Origin of the sequence: Duganella sp. 1224 (assembly GCF_013408245.1) — a bacterium.
Classification (GTDB): domain Bacteria; phylum Pseudomonadota; class Gammaproteobacteria; order Burkholderiales; family Burkholderiaceae_D; genus Rugamonas.
Genome location: NZ_JACBYS010000002.1, coordinates 611,246 through 630,161, shown reverse-complemented (window position 1 = coordinate 630,161; position 18,916 = coordinate 611,246). Strand labels below are relative to the sequence as shown.

18 protein-coding genes are annotated in these 18,916 nt (G+C 64.2%); 8 read left to right on the top strand and 10 right to left on the bottom strand.

Translation table 11 applies throughout. The annotated features are described in order from the left end of the window. The first annotated feature begins 60 nt into the window (after positions 1-60). Positions 61-705, top strand: a complete 645-nt coding sequence (locus FHW58_RS14830; protein WP_179673901.1) for a VTT domain-containing protein — start codon at positions 61-63, stop codon at positions 703-705. Between the two features lie 86 nt (positions 706-791). Next, complete coding sequence (locus FHW58_RS14825) at positions 792-1,811, top strand: carbonic anhydrase (protein ID WP_179673900.1); 1,020 nt, start codon at positions 792-794, stop codon at positions 1,809-1,811. Between the two features lie 130 nt (positions 1,812-1,941). Here the strand turns inward: FHW58_RS14825 and FHW58_RS14820 are convergent, their stop codons facing one another. The 3 genes from FHW58_RS14820 to tsaE are packed head-to-tail and all read right to left on the bottom strand — an operon-like array spanning position 1,942 to position 4,610. Beyond that, positions 1,942-2,793, bottom strand: coding sequence for a D-hexose-6-phosphate mutarotase (locus FHW58_RS14820; RefSeq protein ID WP_179673899.1), 852 nt, complete (start codon positions 2,791-2,793; stop codon positions 1,942-1,944). Positions 2,794-2,805: 12 nt separating this feature from the next. Further along, a complete protein-coding gene (locus FHW58_RS14815) occupies positions 2,806-4,161 on the bottom strand; it encodes an N-acetylmuramoyl-L-alanine amidase (RefSeq protein WP_179673898.1) in 1,356 nt (451 codons plus the stop codon). Next, on the bottom strand, positions 4,125-4,610 hold the full coding sequence (gene tsaE, locus FHW58_RS14810) for a tRNA (adenosine(37)-N6)-threonylcarbamoyltransferase complex ATPase subunit type 1 TsaE (protein WP_179673897.1): 486 nt from the start codon (positions 4,608-4,610) through the stop codon (positions 4,125-4,127). The genes FHW58_RS14815 and tsaE overlap by 37 nt, the downstream gene beginning before the upstream one ends. Before the next feature lie 63 nt (positions 4,611-4,673). Here tsaE and queG point away from each other — a divergent pair, with 63 nt between their 5' ends. Then, on the top strand, positions 4,674-5,786 hold the full coding sequence (gene queG, locus FHW58_RS14805) for a tRNA epoxyqueuosine(34) reductase QueG (RefSeq protein WP_179673896.1): 1,113 nt from the start codon (positions 4,674-4,676) through the stop codon (positions 5,784-5,786). Here queG and FHW58_RS14800 read toward each other — a convergent pair. Both FHW58_RS14800 and FHW58_RS14795 read right to left on the bottom strand, forming a co-directional pair. Further along, entirely contained in the window at positions 5,718-6,569 is an 852-nt protein-coding gene (locus FHW58_RS14800) for a CPBP family intramembrane glutamic endopeptidase (protein ID WP_179673895.1), read from the bottom strand. The genes queG and FHW58_RS14800 overlap by 69 nt on opposite strands. Further along, a complete protein-coding gene (locus tag FHW58_RS14795) occupies positions 6,566-7,042 on the bottom strand; it encodes a MarR family winged helix-turn-helix transcriptional regulator (RefSeq protein WP_179673894.1) in 477 nt (158 codons plus the stop codon). Before FHW58_RS14795 ends, FHW58_RS14800 begins: the two co-directional genes overlap by 4 nt. A 72-nt stretch (positions 7,043-7,114) precedes the next feature. On the opposite strand from FHW58_RS14795, the gene FHW58_RS14790 reads away from it, so the two are divergent. Further along, positions 7,115-7,549, top strand: a complete 435-nt coding sequence (locus FHW58_RS14790) for a hypothetical protein (protein ID WP_179673893.1) — start codon at positions 7,115-7,117, stop codon at positions 7,547-7,549. A 52-nt stretch (positions 7,550-7,601) separates the two neighbouring features. On the opposite strand, the gene FHW58_RS14785 is transcribed toward FHW58_RS14790, so the two are convergent. Together FHW58_RS14785 and FHW58_RS14780 are read right to left on the bottom strand one after the other, a co-directional pair. Beyond that, entirely contained in the window at positions 7,602-8,183 is a 582-nt protein-coding gene (locus FHW58_RS14785; RefSeq protein WP_179673892.1) for a response regulator transcription factor, read from the bottom strand. 5 nt (positions 8,184-8,188) lie between these two features. Further along, positions 8,189-10,216: a nitrogen regulation protein NR(II) gene (locus FHW58_RS14780; protein WP_179673891.1), complete on the bottom strand. Its 2,028-nt coding sequence runs from the start codon at positions 10,214-10,216 to the stop codon at positions 8,189-8,191. A gap of 129 nt (positions 10,217-10,345) precedes the next feature. Here FHW58_RS14780 and FHW58_RS14775 point away from each other — a divergent pair, with 129 nt between their 5' ends. Beyond that, positions 10,346-11,332, top strand: a complete 987-nt coding sequence (locus FHW58_RS14775) for a TRAP transporter substrate-binding protein (protein WP_179673890.1) — start codon at positions 10,346-10,348, stop codon at positions 11,330-11,332. Positions 11,333-11,475: 143 nt separating this feature from the next. Here FHW58_RS14775 and FHW58_RS14770 read toward each other — a convergent pair whose 3' ends face one another. Then, entirely contained in the window at positions 11,476-12,867 is a 1,392-nt protein-coding gene (locus tag FHW58_RS14770) for a TRAP transporter large permease (RefSeq protein ID WP_179673889.1), read from the bottom strand. After that, positions 12,864-13,520, bottom strand: coding sequence for a TRAP transporter small permease (locus FHW58_RS14765; RefSeq protein ID WP_218892765.1), 657 nt, complete (start codon positions 13,518-13,520; stop codon positions 12,864-12,866). The genes FHW58_RS14770 and FHW58_RS14765 overlap by 4 nt, the downstream gene beginning before the upstream one ends. 569 nt (positions 13,521-14,089) lie before the next feature. Here FHW58_RS14765 and FHW58_RS14760 point away from each other — a divergent pair. From FHW58_RS14760 to FHW58_RS14750, 3 genes are all read left to right on the top strand, one after another. Further along, a complete protein-coding gene (locus tag FHW58_RS14760; RefSeq protein WP_179673888.1) occupies positions 14,090-14,611 on the top strand; it encodes a methylated-DNA--[protein]-cysteine S-methyltransferase in 522 nt (173 codons plus the stop codon). Further along, complete coding sequence (gene xerD, locus FHW58_RS14755; protein WP_179673887.1) at positions 14,587-15,492, top strand: site-specific tyrosine recombinase XerD; 906 nt, start codon at positions 14,587-14,589, stop codon at positions 15,490-15,492. The genes FHW58_RS14760 and xerD overlap by 25 nt, the downstream gene beginning before the upstream one ends. 61 nt (positions 15,493-15,553) lie before the next feature. Continuing rightward, positions 15,554-15,730, top strand: coding sequence for a hypothetical protein (locus FHW58_RS14750; protein WP_179673886.1), 177 nt, complete (start codon positions 15,554-15,556; stop codon positions 15,728-15,730). 78 nt (positions 15,731-15,808) lie between these two features. Here FHW58_RS14750 and FHW58_RS14745 read toward each other — a convergent pair whose 3' ends face one another. Beyond that, entirely contained in the window at positions 15,809-18,916 is a 3,108-nt protein-coding gene (locus FHW58_RS14745; protein ID WP_179673885.1) for an efflux RND transporter permease subunit, read from the bottom strand.

Below are 18,916 nucleotides of genomic sequence, written 5' to 3'. Positions count from 1 at the left end.
GGAAACCGCTACCGCAGGTCTTCGGTAGTGTATGATGCCGGCTCACCTCATGGAATGAATATGGACTTAGTGCAATTTTTTGACATGATCCTGCATGTCGATAAGACATTGGAAGTGTTGATTCAGCAATATGGTACGTTGATCTACGTTGTCCTGTTTGCCATTATCTTTGCCGAGACCGGTTTGGTCGTCCTGTTCTTCTTCCCGGGTGATACTTTGCTGTTCATCGCCGGCGCGCTGTGCGCGGTGGGCGAGATGAATCTGCCGCTGCTGATGCTGTTGCTGAGCACCGCCGCCATCACCGGCAACACCGTCAATTACTGGATCGGCGAGAAAGTCGGGCAGCGGGTGTTCACGCACGACTACCGCTGGCTCAACAAGGAGGCGCTGACGCGCACCCACGAATTCTTCGAGAAACACGGCGGCAAGACCATCGTGCTGGCGCGCTTCGTGCCGGTGGTGCGGACCTTCGCGCCGTTCGTCGCCGGCGTGTCGGACATGACCTTCGCCCGCTTCCAGTTGTTCAATTTCACCGGCGCCATCCTGTGGGTAGTGCTGCTGACCGCCGCCGGCTACTTCTTCGGCAACATCCCCATCGTGCGCGAGCACCTGACCGAGATCGTGCTGGTCGGCGTGGGCGTGGCCGTGGTGCCGATGGCCATCGGCGGCGTGTGGAAGCTGACGCGCCGCCTGCAAAGCCGCTGAAATCTCCGCGTCCCCAGAGGGACACCCTCAAGTTTTGCCCAAATGCATCCGTATACCAGAGTGTAATTGTTCACTCTGGATACTTCATGCGCTCCCTCCTGACCCTGATTGCCTGCTGCTGCGTGGTTTCCGCGGCCGCCGGCACTGAAAAAGACCCGCTGCTTTCGCCTTCGACGAAATCGGCGCTGGTGGGTGTCGCCGGGGCCACGTCGGCCACGTCGTCGGGCGCCGCCTCGGCGTCCAGCGCGCCGCCGCGCAAGATGACCGAGCGCGAGAAGGAAGCGCAGGCAGAGGCCGACCTGACGGCCCGCATCCAGGAGCGCCTGGCCATCATGCGCGCCAACCAGGCCGCGCGCGTGGCGGCGGCGGCCAAGGCCAAGAAGGCGGCCGAGGTCAAGGCGGCGGCGGTGGCGGCCGCGCCCAAGGTGTACAGCAATGTGTGGTCGTACGAGGGCGAGACCGGCCCGGCCAACTGGGGCAAAATCAATCCGGCGTGGGCCAAGTGCGGCAGCGGCAACCGCCAGTCGCCGATCGACATCCGCGACGGCATGAAGGTCGACCTGGAGCAGATCACCTTTGACTATCATCCGTCTTCGTTCAACGTGACCGACAACGGCCACACCGTGCAGGTGATGGTCGGCAGCGGCAACTTCCTCACCGTGGGCAACCGCACCTATGAGCTGATCCAGTTCCATTTCCACCGGCCGTCCGAGGAGCGCATCAACGGCAAGGGCTACGAGATGGTGGTGCACCTGGTGCACAAGGACGGCGAGGGCCGCATCGCCATGCTGGCGCTGCTGCTGGAGCGCGGCAAGCCGCAGCCGGTGATCCAGACCGTGTGGAACAACCTGCCGCTGGAAAAATTCGATACCGCCGCGCCAAACGAGACGCTGGATCCGCAGGACCTGCTGCCGGCGCGCCGCGAGTACTACACCTTCATGGGCTCGATGACCACGCCGCCGTGCAACGAGGGCGTGCTGTGGATGGTGATGAAGGAACCGGTGCAGGCCTCGCCGCAGCAGATGGCGCTGTTCAGCCGCCTGTATCCCTTGAACGCGCGGCCGATCCAGCCAAGCGCCGGCCGCATCATCAAAGAGTCGAATTAAACGCTGATGGTGTAATGCCGTTCAGTTAGGGCTTGCACTGTCATTCCGGCGAACGCCGGAATCCATAGAAGGCCAGAGTTACCACAGCCCAGGCGTTCCATGGGTTCCGGCTTTCGCCGGAACGACAGGCTTAATTGAACGGCATTACGCTGATGGTGTGCTTGCCGGTCCAGGTGGCGCCGGCTTCCAGCGGCTGCTGGTAGATGCGCGCCGGCTCGATGCAGACGAAACGCAGGTATTCATCATCGGCCAGGTCGGTCAGCGCGGCCGCGTCGTCCCTCCCCGGATTCCACACCACCCACTGTTCAAAGCCTTGCTGCTCCAGGCGCAGCGTGGCGCTGGCCGTGTTCAGTGTGACGCCCGGCGTGGCCTGGTACATGCGGTCGAGCTTTTCGGTGAAGTGCAGCGCCGGCGCGTCCTGCACCGCGTTGTTGTTGTGATGATCGAGGAAGGGCTGGTGCTGCAGGCCGCCGATGCTGGTCGCGTCCAACTGGCCGACGTCGTAGTAGGTGTGCAGCGCCACGCCGAACGGGTAGGGCTCCCGGCCCGGATTGTGGGCCGTGTACGTGAAGTCCAGCGCGTCGCCGCGCAGCGTAAAGCGCAGCGTCAGCGTGAAGTCGTGCGGCCAGGCTTGCGCATGTTCCGCCGACAGGTCTTGCGGCGCCAGGCTGAATTCAACGTAGGCGCTGCCGCCATCGCCGCCCTGGCCGGTCAGGCGCCAGGTGCTGACGCGTGCAAAGCCGTGGCGCAGGCCGGGGCCGCGCACATTAAATTGCGGGAAGATCACCGGCACGCCGCCGCGTATGGCCTTGCTGCCGTCCAGCGGCGTTTGCGAGCTGACGAACAGGCGCTCCTTGCCGTCGGCGGTTTTCCACGACAGCAGGTGGGCGCCGAATAGCGACACGGTGGCCTGCGCGCCGTCGGCGGCGGTGAGGTGGACGGCCGGCAGATCGCCGTAGGTGGTGTGCGTTACGACAGCCATGGATCTCTCTTCTTAAGTCAGGCGGTTTTTCGCCAGCGGTGGGTTCTTTGCGAAATAGCGGCGGATGCCGGTGACGATGGCGTCCGCCAGTTTGTTCTGGTAGCTGTCGTCGAGCAGCCGCGCTTCCTCCTCCGGGTTGGAGATGAAGGCCGTCTCGATCAGGATCGACGGAATGTCCGGCGCCTTCAGCACCGCGAAGCCGGCCTGCTCGACCGAGCCTTTGTGCAGGCGGTTGATGCCGCCGATTTCGCCCAGCACCGAGCGGCCCAGCTTCATGCTGTCGTTGATCTGCGCGGTGGTGGACAGGTCGAGCAGCACGCTGGCCAACTGGCGGTCGTGGTTCTTGACGTTGACGCCGCCGATGGTATCGGCCGAATTCTCCTTGTCCGCCAGCCAGCGCGCGGCCGACGAGGTGGCGCCTTTTTCCGACAGCACGAACACCGACGAGCCGCGCGCGGTCGGCTGCACGAAGGCGTCGGCGTGGATCGATACGAACAGGTCGGCCTGCACCTTGCGCGCCTTGTCGACGCGGGTGCCCAGCGGGACGAAGTAGTCGCCGTCGCGGGTCAGCATCACGCGTATGTTCGGCTGGTCTTCCAGCTTGGCCTTGAGGCGCTTGGCGATGGACAGCACGATGTCCTTTTCGCGGCTGCCGTTCTTGCCGGAGGCGCCGGGGTCTTCGCCGCCGTGGCCCGGATCAAGCGCGATGGTAATCATGCGCACCATTTTGCCGTTCTTGTCGGCCCTGGTCTGCGCCTCGGCGGTTTTGAGTTCGGTCTTGAGCTCCTCGCGCGGCTCGGCCTTGAGGTCGGGCTTGAGCTGTTCCAGCTGTTCCTTGGGCGATGGCGGCGGCGCGGCGGCGGTCTTGTCGTCGCCGGACCAGTCGCCTTTTTCGATCATGGCGGCGATCGGGTCGGCCGGCTTAACCGGATACAGGTCGAAGATCAGGCGGTGCTTGTAATTGCCGGCCGGCGGCAGCGTGAACACCTGCGGCTTGACTTCTTCCTTCAGGTCGAACACCAGGCGCACCACGTTGGGCCGGTTCTGGCCCACGCGCACCTGCTTGATGTACGGGTCGTTGGACTGGATCTTGGCCACCAGGCTTTTCAGCGTGGGATTCAGGTCCAGGCCCTCGATGTCGACCACCATGCGCTCGGGGTCCTTGACGATGAAGTGCGTGGCTTTGAGGTCGGAGTCGTTTTCCAGCGTGACGCGGGTGTAGTCGTCGGCCGGCCATACGCGCACGGCGAGGATTTGCGCGGCGTTGGCGCGCAGCGGCACCGTCACGGACAGCAGCAAGGTGGCGCCGGCCTTCAGGACGGTGCGGCGGCTCACATGTTGGGAGCGAATTTGAGGCGTTGAAGGCATGAGTTACCCAAGGCGGTAGACGCCTGCAATTCTACATCACGGCCGTGGCCGGCCACAGTCAAAAACACGTTCAGATCGGGCGGCGGCAGCACGCCGTCGGCCTTTTCCGGCCATTCGACGATGCAAATGTTAGCGCCGTTGAAGTCTTCGCGGAAGCCGGCGTCGAGGAATTCCTCCGGGCTGCCCATGCGGTACAGGTCGAAGTGGATGACGCTGACGGCGCGGCCGTCGAGCTGGATGCTGTACGGTTCGGACAGCGTGTAGGTCGGGCTTTTGACGGTGCCAATATGGCCAGCGGCGTGCAGCAGCGAACGGGTGAGGGCGGTTTTGCCGGCGCCAAGGTCGCCGTGCAGATGGATCGCCAGGCCGGGAAGGAGCGCGCGCGCCAGTGCCGCGCCGAGTGCTGCGGTGCCTTCTTCGTCGTGCAGATGGGCTGTGAAGTGCTGCATCAATTAAAATGTCATGTTGGTTTGACCGCCATTGTAACCGCCTACGCTTCTTCAAACGCCAAGATGTCCCTGTCCGAATCCAATTTAGCCGAACTTGCCCTCAGCATCAAGCGCTGGGGCGCGGAGCTGGGCTTTGCCGACATCCGCATCACCGACGTCGACCTCAGTCACGCCGAAGCGGGCCTGCAGGCGTGGCTGGACGCGGGCATGCACGGCGAAATGGACTACATGGCGGCCCACGGCATGAAGCGCGCGCGGCCCGCCGAGCTGGTGCCGGGCACGGTGCGCGTGGTCAGCGCCCGCATGAACTATCTGCCGAGGGACGCGGAAAACGACTGGCGCGCGCGCGAACTGGCGCGGCTGGACGATCCCGGCGCGGCGGTGATTTCGGTGTATGCGCGTGGCCGCGACTACCACAAGGTGCTGCGCGCGCGCCTGCAGCAGTTGGCCGACAAGGTGAAGGCGGAAATCGGCGATTTCGGCTACCGCGTGTTCACCGACTCGGCGCCGGTGATGGAACTGCCGCTGGCCGAGAAGGCTGGCCTGGGGTGGCGCGGCAAGCATACCTTGCTGCTGTCGCGCAGCGCCGGGTCGATGTTCTTCATGGGCGAATTCCTGGTCGACCTGCCGCTGCCGGTGGATGAGCCGACCGGCGCCCACTGCGGCCAGTGTTCGGCATGCATTACCGCCTGCCCGACGCAGGCCATCCTCGGGCCGGGGCGGCTGGATGCGCGGCGCTGCATCTCTTACCTGACCATCGAACTGAAAAGCGCGATTCCGCTGGAACTGCGGCCCTTGATCGGCAACCGCGTCTACGGCTGCGACGATTGCCAGACCGCCTGCCCCTGGAACAAGTTCGCGCAGCGCGCCGTGCTGCCGGACTTCGACGAGCGCCATGGCTTGGGCCACGCCTCCATGGTCGAGCTGTTTGCCTGGAGCGAAGAGGAATTCAACCGCAAGATGGAGGGCAGCCCGATACGTCGCATCGGTCACGAGCGCTGGCTGCGCAATATCGCGGTGGGGCTGGGCAACGCGGCAGCGGCCGGCGCGCGCGGGGACGCAGCCATTGTCGCGGCGCTGCAGGCGCGCCGCGATCATCCCTCCGACTTAGTGCGCGAGCACGTTGCGTGGGCGCTGGCGCAGCACCAGCACGGTGGCGACGGCCCACACCAGTAAGGTCAGTACCGAGGCTTCGACGCCGTAGGCGCCGCCGGTCAGCCATTCGGGGCCGGGCAGCGATACCTGCAGCCAGCCGCGCGCCTGGTGGCCGGAAACCGGCACGGCAAAGATACCGTCGTACAGGAAGTTCCAGCCGAAGTGGATGCCGATCGGCAGCCATACGCGGCGCGTCAGCATGTAGGCCGCGCACAGCGTCAGCGACACCACGCCGGTGTTGAGGATCGCCAGCGCGCCGATGCTGTCGTTCTGCAGGTGGGCGAGGGCGAACAGCAGGAATGACGCCGCCAGCGCCGTGCGCGTGCCCCAGCGCTGTTCGACAATGCGGAAGATCACGGCGCGGAACATCAGTTCTTCAAACGTCGCCACCATGATCTGCTCCGGCAGGCATTTGAGCAGGATGTCCCAGCTGGTGCCGCTGGCGGTGACGATGAAGGCGCCGGCGACGGCCAGTATGCCGGCCACGCTCAGGCCCAGCGCCGCGCCGATGCCGGCGCCCATGCCGGCTTCGCGCGCGGCGCCTTGCAGCGCCAGTTCCGAGGGCTGGCGCTTCTCGATGATCAGGGTGAAGTAGCGGTAGCTGAGGAAGCTCAGTACCGCCGCCAGCGGCATCGGCCACACGACGCGGAACGGCGCGGGCACGGCGGCGTGGATCAGCGCCAGCGTCAGCGTAATCGGCAGCATGACGGCGGCGATGCCGAGCACGATGCGCGTGACCGGGTGCGCCAGCAGGCGCGTGATGAACGAAGGGACGGGGGTAACAGCCTGCCTGGCGATGCTCATGATGTCTCCTTGGTGATGGCGGCGCGCGCGGTGCGGATGCGTTCGCCGAATGGTTTGCTGTGCAGCGCGGTGATGGCGGCGGCCAGCGCGTCGGACAGCGGGTAGGGCATGTCGCCATCCAGGCTGTCGGCGGCGGCGCGCGTGGCCTGCCAGCAGATGCGTAGTTGCGGCAGCAGTTTGCGGCCGCGGGCGCCGAGGCGGATCACTTTCTGGCGCGCGTCGGTGGCGCCGGGCGAGGCGTCCAGCAGGCCTTCCTTGATCATCAGCGCCACGGTCTGCGTGGCGGCCGGCTGGGTGATGCCGGCTGCCTCGGCGATCTGGCTGATGGTGTGCGGCTGGCTGCCTTCCAGCGCGCGCATCACCGGGGTGTAGCGCGGGCGGTAGTCGATGCCGGCTTCCTCGTAGGCGGCGCTGACGGCGCCGTCCAGCAGGTCGATCAGGTGGCGTAATTGGGTTCCCAGTCCTTGTCTCATGGCCTACAATGTAGCACAATACATAAGTGCTTATGTATTTATTTTTTTGGGCTGGTTTGTGCAAGGAATGACATGGTTTATTGGGTAGCGTGGTCTGAAATCATCGCTGGTGTGTTCATGCTGATTGATGTGTGCGGACGGCTGTTCGCGCATGGTGTCGTGGGGCCTCAGCAGGGCGTGTTCTGTGCGCTGGGGGCGGTGTCGCTGGTGGCGGGGGTGAGGCTGTTGAGGAGGGTGGGTGCCGCGTGGCTGGGCTCCGTGGTGCTGCAGGTTTTTCTGCTGCCGGTGTTCTCGGTGGGGACGGTGGTGTTTCGGCCGGGTTTGGGGTTTTTCCTGCCGGTGGGAATACAGGATGGGGCGCCATATCAGGAGCTGTCCATCGGCGTGGACTTTATGGTGGACTTGGACGCAGGCGCTCACGCGCGGCTTTTTGCGGTGAATGTGGTGGCGGTGGCGTGCCTCGTGGCGCTGTGGTTTAAACGCCGCTCGTTGCCGCCACCCCGGTAAGGCGGGGTCTGACCCCGTACGGGGTCAGACCCCAGTGTGCCGCCGTGCGGGTTTATTTCAGCAGGCCGGCCAGCTCGACGGCGGTCTTGACCTGCATCTTGTCGAAGATGTGGGCGCGGTGCACTTCCACCGTGCGCATGCTGATGCCCAGCTGGTCGGCCACCACCTTGTTCATTTTCCCGGCCAGGATCAGGTCCAGCACCTCGCGCTCGCGCGTCGACAGCGTGGCCAGGCGGGCGTGGACGGCGGCGGTTTCGCCGGCGCGGCGCGAGTTGGCCAGCGCTTCCTGCACCCGGTCCATCAGTTGGTTGTCGTTGAACGGCTTCTCGAAAAAATCGAAGGCGCCGCGCTTGAGCGTGTCCACCGCCATCGGCACGTCGCCGTGGCCGGTCAGGAAAATCACCGGCATGCGCTGCGCCACGCCGCGCGTCAGCAACTGGTCGAACACCGCCACGCCGTTCATGTCCGGCATGCGCACGTCGAGCAGCACGCAGTCGCCGTCGGCGTCGAAGTCGCCGATCTGCTGCAGGAACTGCGTGCCGGATTCGTAGGCGCGCGCGGGGATCGCCCGCGATGTGGCCAGCCAGGTCAGCGCGTCGCGCACGACCGCTTCGTCGTCGACGATATGCAGCATTTTTCCTATGTCTCCTGGGTCGCGGCGGCCGGCACGGCCGGCAGCACGAACGTAAATATGGTCCCGCCCTGCGGATTGGCGCGGAAGGTCAGCGCGCCACCGTGGAATTCTATCGCAGTCCGGCAGATGTTGAGTCCCATGCCCATGCCTTCGGCCTTGGTCGAGAAGAACGGCGAGAACAGGCGCTGCGCCACCTCGTCCGGAATGCCGTGCCCCTGGTCGATCACTTCCACGCTGACTTTTTCCGCCTCGGCGTCGTAGGACGCCACCACGTTCAGGATGCGGCGCTGCGGCGACACGTGCTGCATCGCCTCGATGCCGTTGCGGGTGAGGTTGAGCAGCACCTGTTCGATCATCACGCGGTCGGCGCGCACCGGCGGCAGGTCGGGCGGAATCTCCGTGCGGAAGGAGACATAGCTCTGGCGCGCCTGCAGTTCGATCAGCGCGCGGATGCCGTCCAGCAGCGAGGCGATGGCCACCGCCTGCCGCTGCGGTTCGCGCTTCTTGACGAATTCGTGCACGCTGCGGATGATCTGGCCGGCCCGCTGCGCCTGGGCGCTGGCCTGTTCCAGCGCCGGCTTGAGGATGGCGCAATCGAGCGGCTTGTCATCCTGCGCGCGGTCCAGCACATTCAGCGCGCCGGTGGTGTAGCTGGAGATGGCGGCCAGCGGCTGATTCAGTTCGTGCGCCAGCATCGAGGCGATTTCGCCCATCGTCGCCAGGCGCGCCGACGATTGCAACTTCTCCTGCTGCTGGCGGTTGACCTCTTCGATGCGCTTGCGGTCGGAGATGTCGAGGATGGAGCCCATCCAGCCGGTCTGCTTGCCGTTGTTGTCCACCAGCGGCGCCTCGAACACCAGCACCGGCACCCGTTCGCCATTGGGGCGCTGGAAGAAGGTTTCGAATTGCGGCGTGACCTTGCCGGCCAATACCGAGGCGAAGCGCGCCTGGTATTCGGACATCGCTTCCTCGGCCCAGTAGGGCATGGGCGGCAGCTTGCCGACGATTTCCTCGGCCGGATAGCCGACGATCTGGCAGAAGGCCGGATTGACGTAGGTGATGCGGCCCTCCAGGTCGCGCGCGCGTAGGCCGGTGACCAGCGAATTTTCCATCGCGGTGCGGAACGACATCTGCTGGCGCAGCGCGCCTTCCGCTGCCAGCCGCCTGGAGATGTGGCCCCACAGCGCGAGCAGGCTCCAAAGCAGGCCAAGCGACAGCACGATCACCGAGCCGACCAGCAGGTTAGGCAGCAGCTGCGGTTCGCTCTTGACGCTGTCCGTCACCAGCGTGACCGAGGCGCCGGGCAGGTCGAGCGCGCGCTTGTGGGTGTAGACGCCGTGTCCCGGCCCGGCGGCCGCGCGCCGCGCCAGCACCTTGTCGTCGCGGTCCACCAGCGTGACCTGGTTGTCCTGCGCGAACCACCAGGGCACCATTTCGTCCAGCAGCGCGCTGGTCTGGTAGGTGGCCACCAGGTCGCCCAGGTAGTCGTCGCCGCGGAACAGCGGCACGTGATAGTCCATCAGCACCGCCGACGGCGCGGCCGACGACACGTGCGACTGCGCCTCCGGCTGCGTGTACATCGGCCGGCGCGTTTTGCGCGTGATCTCGGCGGTGGCGCGCGACGCCGGCGACAGCTCCACCGGGTTGGCCAGCGGGTCGCTGCTGGCGCCCAATATGCCGTCCGGCTTGAGCCACGCCACGCGCACCAGCTCGTGGCCGTTCTTCAGCACCCGTGCCATGCGCTCGTGCAGCTCTTTCTGCGACAGGTGGCCGGCGGCGATTTCCACGCCCAGGCTGCGCAGGCTTTCCTCGTCGCGGCCCATCTGGAAGCGGATGGTCTGTTCGACCCACAGCGTGTCGGCGATCAGTTGCTCCTGGCGCTCATTGCTCTCCATCTGGCGCGCCTGCCACGGCAGCCAAATCAGGATGGCCAGAAAAAACAACACCAGCACGATCGGCAGCAGCCAGCGCAGCGAGGTGCTGGAGTGGCCGCGGCGGCGCGGTGCCGGGGTGTCGGAGGGCGGTGGCGTCATGGGTGGTGAGGGTAGCTTGTCACGGGAATGTGGTCATTGTGGTTATCCACAGTTGCCAGTGTTGCAGCGATTTATAAGAATCGGTCAGAATAGAACAATAGTGTAACTTTAAACCCACCAGGAGACTTCATGAAACTGAAACCCGTCCTGCTCGTCCTGAGCGCAGCCCTGAGCTTCAACGCATACGCCCAGGCGCCGATCGTCATCAAATTCAGCCACGTGGTGGCGACCGACACGCCGAAAGGCCAGGCCGCGGAGCGTTTCAAGCAGCTGGCCGAAAAGGCAACCAATGGCCGCGTGAAGATCGAGGTGTATCCGAACAGCCAGCTGTACAAGGACAAGGAAGAACTGGAAGCGCTGCAGCTGGGCGCCGTGCAGATGCTGGCGCCGTCGCTGGCCAAATTCGGCCCGCTGGGCGTGAAGGAATTCGAAGCCTTCGACCTGCCGTACATCTTCCCGTCCAAGACCGCGCTGTACAACGTGACCGAAGGCGAAATCGGCAAGTCGCTGCTGAAGAAGCTGGAGCCGAAGGGCATCACCGGCCTGGCGTTCTGGGACAATGGCTTCAAGGTGATGTCGGCGAATAAGCCGCTGCATAACCCGACCGATTTCAAGGGCCTGAAGATGCGTATCCAGTCGTCCAAGGTGCTGGACGCGCAGATGCGCGCGCTGGGCGCCAATCCGCAGGTGCTGGCGTTCTCCGAGGTGTATCAGGCGCTGCAGACCGGCGTGGTGGATGGCACCGAGAACCCGCCGTCGAACATGTACACGCAGAAGATGCACGAGGTGCAGAAGTATGTGACGGTGTCGAACCACGGTTATCTGGGCTATGCGGTAATCGTCAACAAGAAGTTCTGGGACGGCCTGCCGCCGGATATCCGCGCCGCGCTGGATAAGGCGATGAAGGAAGCCACCACCTTCGAGAAAGCCATCGCGCAGCGCGACAACGACATGGCGCTGGACGCGATCAAGAAGGCCGGCAAGACCGAGGTGTACACCCTCAGCGTGAAAGAGCAGGCCGAATGGCGCAAGGCCCTGCTACCGGTGCAGCAGCAGATGGAAGGCCGGATCGGCAAGGACCTGATCTCGGCGATCAACAAGGAGGCAGCGAAGTAATTCGCCGGCGGGGAAAGGAAAGGAGGCCGCGGGCCTCCTTTTTTTTGCGACGATGCCGCGCTCAGTACCCCCAAACGAAAGGGTCTGACCCCGTACGGGGTCAGACCCTGGCCGCAGCGGTGTGCGGGTTCTGCGGGTGCCGCTTACATCAGCCCCATCGCCTTCGGCAGCCAGAGCGACAACCCCGGCCAGTAGGTCACGATCACCAGGAACACCAGCATCGTGATCAGCCACGGCATCACCGCCACGGTCAGCTCGGAGATGCTCATCTTCGAAATGCCGCTGGCCACGTACAGATTCAGGCCCACCGGCGGGTGGCACAAGCCCACTTCCATGTTCGCGTCGATCATGATGCCGAAGTGTACGGCGTCAATCCCCAGGCGGATCGCCGCAGGGTGCAGGATCGGCGCCATCACCAGGATAATCGACGACGGCTCCATCACATTCCCCGCCAGCAGCAGCAGGATATTGGTGAAGAACAGGAAGCCCGCCTGGCCCAGGTCCTTGGCCAGTATCCAGTCCGCCATTGCCTGTGGAATGTTCTCGTGCGCCATCAGGAAGGAGAACAGCACGGCGTTGGTGATGATGTACAACAGCATGGCCGACAGCGCTGCCGATTTCTTCAGCACTTCCGGCGTTTTCGACAGCGGCATGTCCTTGTAGACGAACACCGAAATCAGAAACGCATACACCGCGCTCATCGCCGCCGCCTCGGTCGGCGTGAAGATGCCCTTGGTAATGCCGCCGATGATGATCACCACCAGCATCAAGCCCCACACGCTCTTGCGGAACGCGGTCCAGCGCTGCTTCCAGCCGGCCTTGCGCATGCGCGGATAGTTGTTCTTGCGCGCCAGCACCCACGTGGTGCCGCACAACATCACGGTCAGCAAAATGCCGGGGAACAGGCCGGCCAGGAACAGCGCGCCGATCGAGGTGTTGGTTGAAATCGCGTAAATCACCTTTGGAATCGACGGCAGCATCAGGATGCCCAGCGAGCCGGCGGTGATGATGACGCCGGCGCCGAAGTGCTTCGGATAGCCCTGCTTGACCATGGCCGGCAGGATGATCGAACCGATCGCCACCACCGTCGCCACCGACGAACCGCACACCAGCGCAAACATGGCGCAGGCGATGATGCCGGCCAGCGCCAGGCCGCCGTGCCAGTGGCCGATGAGGCTGGTGGCAAAGGCGATCATGCGCTTGGCCACGCCGCCGTGGGTGAGGAAGTTACCGGCCAAAATAAACAGCGGAATGGCCATGATCTCGAACTTCTCGATGCCGCTGAACAGCTTCAGCGCCACCGCCTCCACCGGCACCTGGGTCAGCAGGTACATGAACATCAGCACCGTCAGGCCGAGCGCGATGGAAACCGGGATGCCGGTCAGCATCAGCAGGATCAGCAGCGCGAACACGATGCCAACCTTGCCGCCCAGCAGGCACACCGCCAGCAGGATGCCGGCGATCACCGACAGCACGGTGCCGGCTTTTTTCTTGGTCCAGGGCTCGATGCCCTGCATCGCCACGGCGCCGCTCATCGTGCACCTCCGTGCGCAGGGTGTGGATGCGGCGCGGCGGCGAACAGTTCGTCGTCCTCGTCGTCGTCCAGGCCTTCGACGTGCGATTCGTCATGGTGCGGCAGTTCGCCGCGCACCAGGTAGGCGTAGGCCACCTGGATGAAGCGGAAGCACATCAGGTAGGAACCCAGCGGCACGGCCGAGTAGATGAACCAGGTCGGCCATTCGAGGTCCGGCGTGGTCGGGCCTTCCGGCACCGCGCTGGCGTCCCAGCCCAGCAGCGTGTAGACCGCGTGGTGCATGCCGTTGTCCCACACGAAGGTCAGGCCCAGCGTGCCGACGATGCCGGTGAACAGCATGCCGCAGAACAGGGCCAGCAGCACGGTGAAGCGGCGCCAGTCGGTCGGCATGCGGTTGACCAGCACATCGACGCCGACGTGCACGCCCTTGCGCACGCCATAGGCGGCGCCGAACTTGGCCATCCACACGAACATGATGATGGACAGCTCTTGCGCCCATTCAAAATGCAGCGACAGCAGGTAGTCCTGCACGTAGGGAATCGGCAGGCCGGTGCCGTAGCGATGGACCACGGACAGGAAGATGAGCAGCGTCGCTCCGCCCATCAGCAGGGTGATGATCCACTCCTCCAGATGATCAAGAATTTTTGTCAGCATAATATGTCTCTAAGAATTATTAGTGCCGGGGAATCCAGCATGGTGCTAACTTAGCCAGCTGTTTGCGAGGTGGCAATAAGGGCTATTACTAACTTGGCCATTGTGTCAGATTGCCCCCATACCACAACTTGTTTGAGCTGCGTCAAATATGTTTGATGTTTAAACTAACCGTGCGCGAGCGCACAAAAAAAATTGAGAAAAAGCTTAACGAATACGTTATGATGGCGACGCCCTCAGGGATACATGCATATCGATATGCGATCCAGTAGCAAAGAATTGTAAGTGGGGAGTGTGTAGAGAATCGGTACTGAATACCGGCACTAGATCGAGGAGACACACGTTTTACAGAATGTCGCTGTTATAGGCTCTGCAGGCCGCCACAAGCGCGCTACGGAACCAGGCAAGCGACCGGGAACGTGAAGCAGGATTTGAAAACGCACCTGAGGGTGCGTTTTTTTTCGCCCGTACCCATTACAATCCACGCCGGCGTGGTTTTTTTGCTGTAGTGCCGATGCAACAAAATGGTGCATACGGACAACTTTCGTACTTTTTTGGTGCAAGTGACTGTGATGAAAATACAACAGGGCAGTGAGCTGTTTTCCGCCGTACTGGCGTTCCCCTTTGGCAAACTCGGGGTCCGCACGGCGCAGGGGCTGGTCAGCGAGCTGTGCTATCTGCCGCCCCATTTTGAGGCAAAAGCGCCACAGGACACGGCGGCCGAATTGGTCGCCCACCAGGTGGGCAAGTATTGCGAGGACGCCGATTTCCAGTTCACGCTGCCGCTCAAGCGCAATGGCACCGCGTTCCAGCAGAAGGTGTGGGACGAGCTGTGCGCGATTCCGCGCGGCAGCACCCGCACCTATGGCGAACTGGCCAAGCACCTCGGCTCGGCGCCGCGCGCGGTGGGCCAGGCTTGCGGCGCCAACTGGTTCCCGGTGGTGGTGCCGTGTCACCGCGTGACCGCCGTCGGCGGCCTGGGCGGCTTTGGCAACAGCGACGACCCCAACGGCTACCTGCTGGGCATCAAGCGCTGGCTGCTGGCGCACGAAGGATCGAGCGAGTACGCATGGCAGCAGACAACCTTGCTCTGATCGACGAGTTCTGCGACAGCCTGTGGCTGGAGGACGGGCTGTCGAAGAACACGCTGGAAGCCTACCGGCGCGACATGCGCCTGTTCGCCGCCTGGCTGGAGAAAAAGCGGCCGCAGGTGGACGGCCTGCTGGCCGTGGCGGCGCACGACATCCAGGGCTATATCGCCGCGCGCCACGCGGACAGCGGCAAGGCCACCTCGTCCAACCGGCGGCTGTCGGTCATCAAGCGCTTCTACCAGATGTTGCAGCGGCAGCGCCGCATCGACGAGGACCCCAGTTTGAAGCTGGTGTCGGCCAGGCAGCCGCAACGCTTCGTGCAGACGCTGAGCGAGGCGCAGGTGGAGGCCTTGCTGGCGGCGCCGGATGTCCATACCCCGTTGGGCTTGCGCGACCGCACCATGCTGGAGTTGATGTATGCCAGCGGCTTGCGCGTGTCCGAACTGGTCGAGCTGAAGATGCTGGAACTGAGCCTGAACGACGGCGTGCTGCGCGTGACCGGCAAGGGCGCGAAGACGCGGCTGGTGCCCTTCGGCCAGCAGGCGCGGGCGTGGATCGAGCGCTACGTGCAGGAGGCGCGTGGCGTCATCCTCAATGGCCAGCAGGACGACGCGCTGTTCGTTACCAGCCGCGGCGGGCCGATGACGCGGCAGATGTTCTGGGTCTTGATTAAAAAGCATGCGCTGAAGGCGGACATCAAGACGCCGCTGTCGCCGCACACGCTGCGCCACGCGTTTGCCACGCACTTGCTGAATCACGGCGCCGACTTGCGTGTTGTGCAATTACTACTGGGGCATTCCGACATCTCCACCACGCAGATCTATACGCACGTGGCGCGCGAGCGTTTGAAGCAATTGCATGCGCAACATCATCCTCGCGGGTAAGCAACTTGGGTCATAATGGGGGTTACGCAGTGCAACCCTTTTAACTTGAAAGAGGTAGCAAATGGCCAAGACGAACTTCGCCTACGAAAAGCGGCAGCGTGAGTTGGAGAAGAAGAAAAAGCAGGAAGAAAAAGCCCGGCGCAAGGCCGAGCTGAAAAACAACCCCGGCCTGGCGCCCGAAAGCGAGGCCGACATCGCCGACGGCGAACCCTCCGGCCTCGCCCCCGACGAAGACTGATCGTCATGCCGGCGCAAGCCGGCATCCATGCCGAGCTTGCGTTCCATGGGCTCCGGCCTGCACCGTAGCGACGTGCGGTCAGGCCACTTCGCGCAGCACGTGATCCTCTTCGACGTGCTTGCCCTTGAACCAGCGCGCGGCGCGTTTGCCCCAGTTGTCCAGATAGGTGTAGGCCACCGGCACCACCACCAGCGTCAGCAGGGTGGAGGTCAGCACGCCGCCGATCACCGCGCGGCCCATCGGCGCCTGCGTCTCGCCGCCGTCACCCATGCCGATCGCCATCGGCAGCATGCCGAACACCATGGCCAGCGTGGTCATCAGGATCGGCCGCAGGCGCACCTGGCCGGCGCTCATCAGCGCGTCGTGCTGGCTCTGGCCTTCCTTTTGCGCGTGGTTGGTGAAGTCCACCAGCAGGATGGCGTTCTTGGTCACCAGGCCCATCAGCATGATGAAGCCGATCACCGAGAAGATGTTCAGCGTGCTGCCGGTCACCAGCAGCGCCACCAGCACGCCGATCAGCGACAGCGGCAAGGACATCATGATGGCCACCGGCTGCAGGAAGCTGCCAAACTGCGATGCCAGCACCAGGTAGATGAAGATCACCGCGATGCCCAGCGCGATCATCGCCGAGTTCATCGACTCCGCCATGTTCTGCGCGTTGCCGCCGACGTCGAAACGCACGCCGGAGGGCAGTTCGATTTCCTTCATCGCCTTCTTGACGTCGGCGTCGACGTCGCCGCCCGGACGGCCTTCGATGCTGGCGTACACCGCCACCCGGCGTTGCAGCGCCTGCCGCTTCAGCACCTGCGGGCTGAAGGCCGGCACGAATTCCACCACCTGGCGCAGCGGCACCATGATCGGCCGGCCATCCGGTCCGAGCTTGCTGGACGCCAGCGACAGGTCGGCCAGGTCGGTCACTTTCTGGCGGCCGGACTTCGGCAACTGCACGTTGACGTCGTAGTTCTGGCCATCCGACGCCAGGAAGTGCGAGGTGGTGTCGCCCGCCACGAACGGCCGCAGCGCGGCGCCGATCTGCTGCGTGGTCAGCCCCAGGTCGCTGGCCAGCTCGTTGTTGATCTTGATGTTGGTCGACGGGTTGGCGCCTTCCTGGCTGTATTCCAGGTCGGCGATGCCCTTGATCTTGCGCATCTTGTCCATCAGGCGGTGCGCCACGTCATCCAGCTTGCCCTCGTCGGTGCCCAGAATCGCGATGAACACCGGCTTGAAGCCGGCCGTCAGGGTGATGCCGGCGATCTTGTTCAGGCGCGCGCGGATCGCCGCTTCCAGCTCTTGCTGCGTGCGGCGCTTGTGCAGCTTGCGGTCCAGCAGCTTCATGTCGATCTGCGCGGTATTGCGGCCGTCCCAGGTGCCGACCACGGTGATCACGCGCTCGATTTCCGGGAAGGCCTTCAGCGCGTCTTCCACCTGGTGGATCTTGTTGTCGGTGTAGTCGAGGCTGGAGCCGACCGGCGTCTTGATCATGAAGTTGACCCAGCCACTGTCCTGCTCCGGCATCATCTCGCCGCCGATCTTCGGCACCAGCAGGATGCTGCCGGCGAACAGCGCGAAGGCCAGCAGCAGCGTGCTTTTCTTCCAGCGCAGCGCCAGCGCCAGCACCTTGCCGTAGACCACGTGCAGCCATTCGACGCCGCCTTCCAGCCAGTGCATGAAGCGGCCCAGCCATGGCGCGTACTTGAAGCGGTCCTGCACCGGGTCCGGCCACACCGACGACAGCATCGGGTCCAGTGTGAACGACACGAACAGCGACACCAGCACCGCCACCGCCACCGTAATCCCGAACTGCAGGAAGAAGCGGCCGATGATGCCTTCCATGAAGGCCACCGGGATAAACACGGCGACAATGGCAAAGGTGGTGGCCATCACCGCCAGGCCGATTTCGTTGGTGCCGTCTGCCGCCGCGCGGCGGTGGTTCTTGCCCATGCCGAGGTGGCGCACGATGTTCTCGCGCACCACGATGGCGTCGTCGATCAGCAGGCCGATACACAGCGACAGCGCCATCAGCGTCAGGAAGTTGAGCGTGAAGCCGAAGGCCTTCATGGCGATGAAGCTGGCCATGACCGAAATCGGCAGCGTCAGACCGGTGATGATGGTCGAGCGCCACGAGTGCAGGAAGAAGAACACGATCACCATGGTCAGCACCGCGCCTTCGATAATCGTCTCCTTGACGTTATCGAGTTGGCTTTGCACCTTCAGCGATTCGTCGCGCAGCACTTCGAGCTTGATATCGGGCGGCAGCGTCTTTTGCAGGTCGGCCGCCACCTGCTGGATGCGGCGGCCCACTTCCACCACGTTGGCGTCCTGCACCTTGGTGATGTCCAGCGTGACGGCGCGCTGGCCGTTGATGCGCGAGATCGACAGCTCTTCCTGCGCGCCGTCTTCCACCGTCGCCACCTGCTCCAGGTACACCGGGCCGTTGGCGCGGCGCGCGACGATGATCTTGTTGAAGTCGCGCGGGTCCTTCATCTTGCCTTCCACCCGCACCAGGCGCTCGCTGGCGCCGTAGCTGATGAAACCCGCCGGCAGATTGGTGTTGGTGTTCTGGATGGCGTTCAGCACTTCATCCACGCCGACCGCCTGCGCGGTCAGGTCGTTGGGGCGTAACTGGATCAGGATCTGGCGCGCCGCCATGCCGTTGGTGCGCACCTGGCCGACGCCGGCCACGCCCTGGAAGCGCTTGGCGATGACCTGGTCGGCCATGGTGGACAGGTCGCGCAGCGAGTGCTCGCTGGCGGTCAGGCCGATCTGCGCGATCGGCTGTGCGTTCTCGCCCTCGAAGCGGACGATGAACGGGTCCTTGGCCTCGCGCGGGAAGCGCGGCCGCACCTGCGCCACCTTGTCGCGCAGGTCCTGCATGGCGCGGTTCATGTCGGTCGACAGTTCAAAGTCGATGTAGACGCCGGCGCGGCCTTCCCACGAGTTGGCGCGCAGCGTCTTGATGCCGCTGACGGTGTTGACCGCTTCCTCGATCGGCCGGGTGATGTCGTTCTCCACCGCTTCCGGCGAGGCGCCCGGATACTGCACCTCGATGGCGGCGCCGGGGATGTCGATATTCGGCATAGCTTCCAGGCCCAGGCCGCGGTACGAGAACAGGCCGAGCACCATCAAGGCCACCATCACCATGGTGGCAAACACCGGATTCTGGATGCTGACTTTCGTGATCCACAT